The organism is Okeania sp. SIO3B5, from assembly GCF_010692555.1.
Lineage (GTDB): Bacteria > Cyanobacteriota > Cyanobacteriia > Cyanobacteriales > Microcoleaceae > Okeania.
Map to the genome: position 1 here is coordinate 1 of NZ_JAAHHG010000676.1, position 4605 is coordinate 4605.

The following is a 4605-nucleotide window of genomic DNA, read 5'->3' on the forward strand; positions in this document are numbered from 1 at the left end:
ACCATTTCTCAAAAGTTTTGCTACATTTCCTTGGGAGTAGGGAGTAGGGAGTAGGGAGTAGGGAGTAGGGTTTAAAGGAATAAGATATTTTGGATTAATGCCTATAATCCTTACGAACATTACTGAATCATTATTATTACTTAATAACTGAAGTTCCGTTGGAAGTATAGCATTATTTTTGGGAATTGGTGTAATATAAAAGTTACAGCAGTTTTCATTTGGGTAGACCACAGTAGGGACGTTCCATGGAACGTCCCTACAAGGTTTTGTTTGTGAAAATGTGGTTCATTAACTTGAAAAGCGCTGTAATGAACAAATAAAATGCTTAGTTTCCTATCCCCAGAATATATCAGGAGATAAAATAATGCTAGAAACTAAATTAAAAACTCTACCACTAGAAAATGGCGATCGCCTAACTCGTCAAGAATTTGAGCGACGTTACACCAGAATGTCTGATGTCAAAAAAGCTGAATTAATAGAAGGAGTTGTATATATGAGTTCTCCGGTACGCATTACCCACGGAACACCTCACGCATTCATTATGACTTGGCTTGGTAATTATTGGGTAGCGACACCAGGAGTTACTCTAGCAGACAATACTACAGTACGCCTTGATGCTGAGAACGAAGTACAACCGGATGCTTTATTACGCATCGAAACTGGAGGCAACTCAATTATTAGTACAGATGGCTATGTTGAAGGCGCACCAGAATTTATTGCTGAAGTTGCTAGCAGTAGTTCTTCTTATGACTTAGGAGAAAAATTGAAAGTTTATCGACGCAACCAAGTACAAGAATATTTAGTCTGGCAAGTTTACGAACAAAAAATTGATTGGTTTCGGTGGCGAGAGGGAAAATATATTAATTTGCCAATAGATGAACAGGGTATTATTAAAAGTGAAATTTTTCCTGGTTTATGGTTATCGGTATCTAATTTAATTTCAGGTAATTTAGTAGAAGTAAACTCAGAGTTACAAAAAGGTTTGAAAACATCCGAACATCAGAAATTTTTAGCACAGTTAAATAAGTAATATCATGTTCGGTTGAAGACTTATTCTTGTTTGACAAGCACTTACAGCGGTTTTCTTTGCTATGAGGTAAAGTCCAATCTTCTTAGTTTTTGACTTCTGACTTCTGCCTTAAAATAAGGTGTACCTCATTATTGATAAATGTTTGCTACAAATATCTAGGGTATTTATTAGGAGTCAGGAGTCATATCATGTCCGGTTGAATAATTAGACTTTGGTGGTCCGAAGGCAGCGGGAGCTGGAGGCAGGAGGCAGAAGGTTTTCTCAAGAGTGTCACCTTAATTTTATACACGCTCCGATGCTACCGGACATGATATCAGGAGTCAGAATGAATGTCTTTAATACCATTTTTTAGGGCGTAAACTATCTTTTTAGTCAAAGGGACATTTTCTGTAAAGTCTTTTTATCGCTCTTACTATTCGTAACATTCTTTTTTAAAATTGGTATTACAGCAGATTCCAAATACATGAAGTACAGATATTAATACCATTTCTCTGTAACAATGCGCTTAATAATTCTTACCAAAACCTGAATTTTACTAATAGCTGTTATCTTTTATTAAGCGCAACTTCATGGAGAATTGGTATAAGAATGAAATGAATGCAAGTGCGGGCATCTTGCCCGCGATGGGTGTACCTCACGCCTAGTGGAATCCGCTGTAAGTCCCAGAGTTTGTTGCATATTTCTATGCTAAGTGAATGTTTTTTATAAAAAGCAGAAATTTGCCTATAAATCTCAAATATAGAGATTTTAAGCTAGATTCAATCGAGGTTACTGAGAAACCAGATTTATACAGTTGTATGTATGAGTAAATGAATTTATTGCTTTTGCTCCTACAAATTTTTATACATGATACCAAATCCGGTTATGAAAAGCTAATTTGCCCCAATTCTTCTAATCTTTCTGCCTTCTGCCTTCTAATCCTTCTGCCTTCTAATCCTTCTGCCTTCTGCCTTCTGCCTTCTGCCTTCTGCCTTCTAATCCTTCTGTCTTCTGCCTTCTGCCTCATAAATCATCAATATAAACTTGATTTCTACCAGCATTTTTAGCATTGTATAGTGCCATATCTGCTGTTTCTAGCAATATTTCAGGATTAGAGTCAGTACAGCAGCGACTATTTGCCACTCCTAAACTACTTGTCACCCACTTACTCACTGCTGAAGCTGTATGGGGAATTCTTAAAGCTTCAATTTGTGTTCTAATATCTTCTGCAACCTTCAGCGCTCCTTCTATGGGAGTATTTGGCAGTACAACCACAAACTCTTCACCTCCATATCTAGCAACAAAATCTCCTGATCGTTTCACTGCAGCACTAATAGTTTGAGCTACCTGTTGCAAACATTTGTCTCCCCGCTGATGACCGTAAGTATCGTTGTAAGGTTTAAAATAATCTATATCCACCATAATTATTGACATAGAAGTATTATCCCGTCTTAGCCTTTTCCATTCTTGGTCCAGTTTTTCTTCAAAGTGGCGACGGTTACAAATTCCTGTCAAACTATCAACATAAGCCATTTTCTCTAATTCTTGATTTAGTTTTTCTAAACGATGATAAAGTTGAGCTTGTTGAATAGCGATCGCTATCTGAGTTGCCAAACGCCTCAACAGATCGGTGTCTGATATTTGCCATTGTCGTTTATGAGTACATTGATGAGCTACTATTAATCCCCATGCAGTAGTTTCTGAACCTTGTTTCTCCCCTTCTTGATTAATTAAAATTGGCAATACCATACTTGCTTTAACTTGAAACTGTTTGAGTAGATCGACATGGCATTTGTTGATCTCTGGGTTTTCAACATCTATATTAATATAACCTTGTTTATAGCGTTCTATAATATCTGTATTTGGGAAACATGGATCGTCAATAATTTGACCTAAAATTGGACTGCTACCTACTGCTACAGATTCTTTTTCTACGATACCTTTTCCGTCTTCCAAAAAACGATAAATTAAGACGCGATCACACTCCCAAAATAACCTTAATGAATCTACTGTAGTCTCTAATATTTCATCCAAATTTAAAGATTGATGAATTCGGTCTAGAATGAGTCCTAATAAATGCTCTTTTTGTCTAAGGTCCTGCACAGCTAACTCTGCTTTTTTACGATCTGTAATATCCAGCACTGTGCCAAATAAGCCTATAGGTTCTGAGTTATTATCTACAATTAAAGTAGCCTGAGTATCAATATACCTTAATGTACCATCTGGTTGAATGATTTGATATTCACATTCACAACTTTCTGCCTTTTCTAAGATGAAAATCACATTTTTATCCCATAATTGTTGGCTTTCGAGAGTAAACATTTCCAACCATTCTGAATAAGTTGGTTCTAGTCTGCTAGGGTTGAGACCAAAAATGCGAAATACTTCATCTGACCAAGTTATTTTTTGCGTCTTTAAGTCGTATTCCCAGTTCCCTAAATGAGCAATTTTTTGTGCTTCTTGTAGCTTTGCTTTGCTTTCTTTTAAAGCATTTAAACTTTGATTTTTCTCATGTGTATAACGAATTATTCGATTTAATGTATATTTATTAATTTCTGATTTATTCAAGTAATCTGCTACTCCTTTATTCATTAAATCTATCTCTAATTCTTGATTTTCTGTATCTGTAAGTAATACAATTGGGGTTTTACAACCTAGATTAATTGCTGTTTTCACTGTTTCTAATCCTTTTGTTTCTCCCAAGTGATAGTCAAACAAACAAATATCATGTTGATTTTTTTTCATTACGGTTAATCCTGTTTCATAAGTATTTTCCCAGTCTAGTAATATTTTTGGTGATTCTACCTGTGATAGTAAGTTATAAATCATAATAAAATCGTCTTGATTATCTTCTATTAAAAGGACTTTAATTAAATTTTTATTCATCGAAAAAATTAATTTTTACAATTTTTTTTACAATATAAGTATTTAAAAAGTAATAAAAATTTATATTTTATCTTGTCTAGAAAACTAGAAAAAGTCGCAGCTTGAGTTTCAGTGATACCATCAAAACCAAGTAATATCATGTCCGGTTGAATAATATTGAGGAGGAAGGAAGGCAGAAGGGAAGAAAAAGCTTGAAGGGAAAAAGTCTTTTTATCGTTAATTATCTGGACATGATGTAAGTCTGTTCTTGTGGTAGCAAATATGATTGGCTTGAAGTCTTTGATAATCATTGTTTTACTTTTAACTGCGGACTGTACATTTTAGATTATCTACTTTTTTCCTAGTTATTACGGTGACTTATGAATGAAGGTACTGGTGATTTTTTGATCTTTATAAAGTGAGTCATTGAACTTTAATAGGGTGAGTGAGTCAACTCACTTCGAGTGAAGTAGATGAGTAAACTGTTGTGATAAGTATCATATTCTTCTCTATCTTGACTATATTTTTTATTTTTTATTTTTTATTTCTCTATATTGGATGATGGGCACTTTCTCTGTGTCAAGTCAAATATTCGCTTCTCTTTGAAAAGAGTGAGTAGGGAGTAGGGAGTAGGGAGTAGGGAGTAGGGAGTAGGGAGTAGGGGGAAATAATTGATAATTTATGTGCGATAATTGATTTTATTTTTTATTATGGGAAATGTCTAATAATGG

The 4605-nt window shown here is 34.7% G+C and carries 3 protein-coding genes and 1 pseudogene; 1 reads left to right on the forward strand and 3 read right to left on the reverse strand.

The features are described 5' to 3' along the window. Positions 1 to 231: pseudogene (locus F6K54_RS40715) on the reverse strand (hypothetical protein); the annotation flags it as partial. Positions 232 to 364: 133 nt separating this feature from the next. On the opposite strand from F6K54_RS40715, the gene F6K54_RS40720 reads away from it, so the two are divergent. Further along, positions 365 to 1030: a Uma2 family endonuclease gene (locus F6K54_RS40720; RefSeq protein ID WP_293090137.1), complete on the forward strand. Its 666-nt coding sequence runs from the start codon at positions 365 to 367 to the stop codon at positions 1028 to 1030. Between the two features lie 862 nt (positions 1031 to 1892). On the opposite strand, the gene F6K54_RS40725 is transcribed toward F6K54_RS40720, so the two are convergent. Together F6K54_RS40725 and F6K54_RS40730 are read right to left on the reverse strand one after the other, a co-directional pair. Beyond that, the gene (locus F6K54_RS40725) at positions 1893 to 2036 is read right to left on the reverse strand and encodes a hypothetical protein (RefSeq protein ID WP_293090138.1); all 144 of its coding nucleotides are present in this window, start codon (positions 2034 to 2036) and stop codon (positions 1893 to 1895) included. Beyond that, positions 2033 to 3895, reverse strand: a complete 1863-nt coding sequence (locus F6K54_RS40730; RefSeq protein ID WP_293090140.1) for a diguanylate cyclase — start codon at positions 3893 to 3895, stop codon at positions 2033 to 2035. Before F6K54_RS40730 ends, F6K54_RS40725 begins: the two co-directional genes overlap by 4 nt. Positions 3896 to 4605 lie beyond the last annotated feature (710 nt).

What these genes read in the sequence shown, in the direction of transcription:
- F6K54_RS40730 (WP_293090140.1), bottom strand. Translation starts at nt 3,895, where the DNA reads ATGAATAAAAATTTAATTAAAGTCCTTTTAATAGAAGATAATCAAGAC.
- F6K54_RS40720 (WP_293090137.1), top strand. Translation starts at nt 365, where the DNA reads ATGCTAGAAACTAAATTAAAAACTCTACCACTAGAAAATGGCGATCGC.
- F6K54_RS40725 (WP_293090138.1), bottom strand. Translation starts at nt 2,036, where the DNA reads ATGAGGCAGAAGGCAGAAGACAGAAGGATTAGAAGGCAGAAGGCAGAA.